Source organism: Alcanivorax sp. HI0044, assembly GCF_001634945.1.
Genome location: NZ_LWEZ01001272.1, coordinates 1 through 2,328 on the forward strand (window position 1 = coordinate 1; position 2,328 = coordinate 2,328).

Below are 2,328 nucleotides of genomic sequence, written 5' to 3' on the forward strand. Positions count from 1 at the left end.
TCAGGCTGGTTCGCAATCTAGGCGCGCTTTTGAAGGTGTATGTCCATCCATCGAAAAAGGGCAACAACGAGTGCGGGCCAGCCTGGAAGACCCGAAGGGCGCGGCCTGAAGCGCACATCTGCTGCGCCTTGCCTCTCGGAAAGGGAACCACCCTGGCCATCGAGACAAGACACAACAGCTGCACGCTTCAGGCCACGCTGAGCATGCAAGGGGTTATTCAGAGGTTCCCTAACAAAAGGTTAATCGCTGCACTATGCAACGGGTATGCTATGATCGGTGTGCTTTTTTATATCCGGGGCGAATAATGAAAATAATCAAAACTGCCGCGCTGTCCTTGAGTTTGCTCCTTGTTGCCTGTCAGGGCCTGCAAGGGGAACGCCAGGGCGATTACTACTTTTCACCGGCCGGCGCCTACATCCTTGATCTTGGCATCAACACTTTCCGTGGCGAAGTGGTGCTGGATGAACGCTGTGACCGTAACGGGGGCTCCACCACCTTCTGGGACGGCAGCGGCCGCCTGTTTCGGGTGGACTACCTGAACGTGGAAAACCACCCGATGATCGAAGCCCCGCGCTTCGCATCAGACCTGACGCTGCTCAATCTCAGCCTTAACAGCTACCTGCGTGAAGTGGTCGCCAAAGCCCCCATGGTCACCAGCGCCGAAGCCTCCTACCGGGAATTCCTGGACGATGCAGACCCGAAGGCGCTGTTCGCCATCATCGGCATCAATGTCGATGCGGCCAAGGTGAAGGATGATGAGGTGGAAAGCGGCACCTACTACTACGGCTTTATGCTGTTCAAGCGTGGCGACCTGATCTACGTACTGCAACATCGCCAGCCGGTGTTGATGCCGGAAAAAATGAAGGCCGTGCTGCTTAATCTGGCCGACGGGATGGAAATTCCCGGCCGGGTGCGTGACGACACCGACATGGAAAAGCTGCGGCGCATTCTGAAAAAGATGGCCCCCGGCGGCACCAACGGTGACCCGGTGCGTTTGTGCGAACCCGCACAGGGCTGAATTGATAATGGCTGGTGGATCACTGACAATCAGAACAAGCGAGTCTGTCATCCACTAGCCAGATTGGATTGATTGCCATGAGCACCCTCAACACACAACAATGCGAGGCCTGCCGCGCCGATTCTCCCCTGGTCAGTGACCAGGACCGCAAAGAACTCCATCCGCAAGTACCCGACTGGATGCTGGTGGAAGAAGACGGCGTCGAGAAACTGCAACGGCACTTCAGCTTCAAGAACTTCGTCCAGGCACTGGATTTCACCCATCGGGTCGGCGATCTGGCGGAACAGGAAGGCCACCACCCCGCCATTCTTACCGAATACGGCAAGGTCACCGTCACCTGGTGGACCCACAAGATTCAGGGGCTGCACCGCAACGATTTTATCTGCGCTGCCAAGACGGACGCGCTCCTGCAAAACTGATTTTGCCTTACCCCTGACCATTTTCATCAACGTGCTGAACAAAACGGTTTGTGGGCATCCTCAGCGGCTTTGCTAGCATCACCGGCAACTGAGGAGATAACAGCATGGCCCTGAGCGAAGAACAGAAAACCATTATCAAAACAGCCAGCGACAAGACCTTTCCGTTTGTGGAACGCTGCGAAGTGCAGACACTGGAAGTGGAGCGCGGCTACTGCAAGATGCTGATGCCACTCAAGCCCAATCTTAACCACGTTGGCATCATGTACGCTGGTGCGCTCTACACCATTGCCGAGCTGCCTGGTGGCACCATCTACCTGACTTCATTCGACACCAAACGCTTCTATCCCATCGTCAAGGATATGTCGATTCGCTTCCGCCGCCCGGCCACCACCGACGTCACCGTGGAAGTCACCCTCAGCGAAGAGGAAATCTCCCGCATCGAGAGCACCACCGAAGAAACAGGAAAATGTGATTTCGAATGGGATGTGGAAATCAAGGATGCCAATGGCGAAGTGGTTGCCATTACCCACAACGTCTATCAGCTGAGAAAGATCGGCAGTTAAAAGCGGCGAGCGACAAGCTTCAAGCGGCAACGCGGGCTGGGATGGTACCACACTGTGATCGTCTTGCCCGCGAAAGATCAGTTGAAAGTTCAAAGTGAAAAGTTGGAAAGGAAAATCCAGGGAACTTTTCCGGCCACCCCTCTCCATTTTCGTAGCTCGTAGCTCGTAGCTCGTAGCTCGTAGCTCGTAGCTCGTAGCTCGTAGCTCGTAGCTCGTAGCTCGTAGCTCGTAGCTCGTAGCTCGTAGCTCGTAGCTCGTAGCTCACTCAGCGTAGGTACAAAACCCCTGCGGCCCCAGGTTCACCGTGGTAGAGCACTCCCACTCAATA

General features: G+C 55.5%; 3 protein-coding genes. All 3 read left to right on the forward strand.

What is annotated here, in order from left to right:
* The first annotated feature begins 304 nt into the window (after positions 1-304).
* The 3 genes from A3730_RS18300 (at position 305) to A3730_RS18310 (ending at position 2,000) form a co-directional block, all read left to right on the forward strand.
* Complete coding sequence (locus A3730_RS18300; protein ID WP_063538635.1) at positions 305-1,018, forward strand: hypothetical protein; 714 nt, start codon at positions 305-307, stop codon at positions 1,016-1,018.
* Between the two features lie 77 nt (positions 1,019-1,095).
* Positions 1,096-1,437: a 4a-hydroxytetrahydrobiopterin dehydratase gene (locus A3730_RS18305; RefSeq protein ID WP_063519331.1), complete on the forward strand. Its 342-nt coding sequence runs from the start codon at positions 1,096-1,098 to the stop codon at positions 1,435-1,437.
* A gap of 104 nt (positions 1,438-1,541) precedes the next feature.
* A complete protein-coding gene (locus A3730_RS18310; protein WP_063519330.1) occupies positions 1,542-2,000 on the forward strand; it encodes a YiiD C-terminal domain-containing protein in 459 nt (152 codons plus the stop codon).
* The last annotated feature ends 328 nt before the right edge of the window (positions 2,001-2,328 follow it).

Coding starts and splice junctions, on each gene's coding strand:
- A3730_RS18305 (WP_063519331.1), top strand. CDS start 1,096: ATGAGCACCCTCAACACACAACAATGCGAGGCCTGCCGCGCCGATTCT.
- A3730_RS18310 (WP_063519330.1), top strand. CDS start 1,542: ATGGCCCTGAGCGAAGAACAGAAAACCATTATCAAAACAGCCAGCGAC.
- A3730_RS18300 (WP_063538635.1), top strand. CDS start 305: ATGAAAATAATCAAAACTGCCGCGCTGTCCTTGAGTTTGCTCCTTGTT.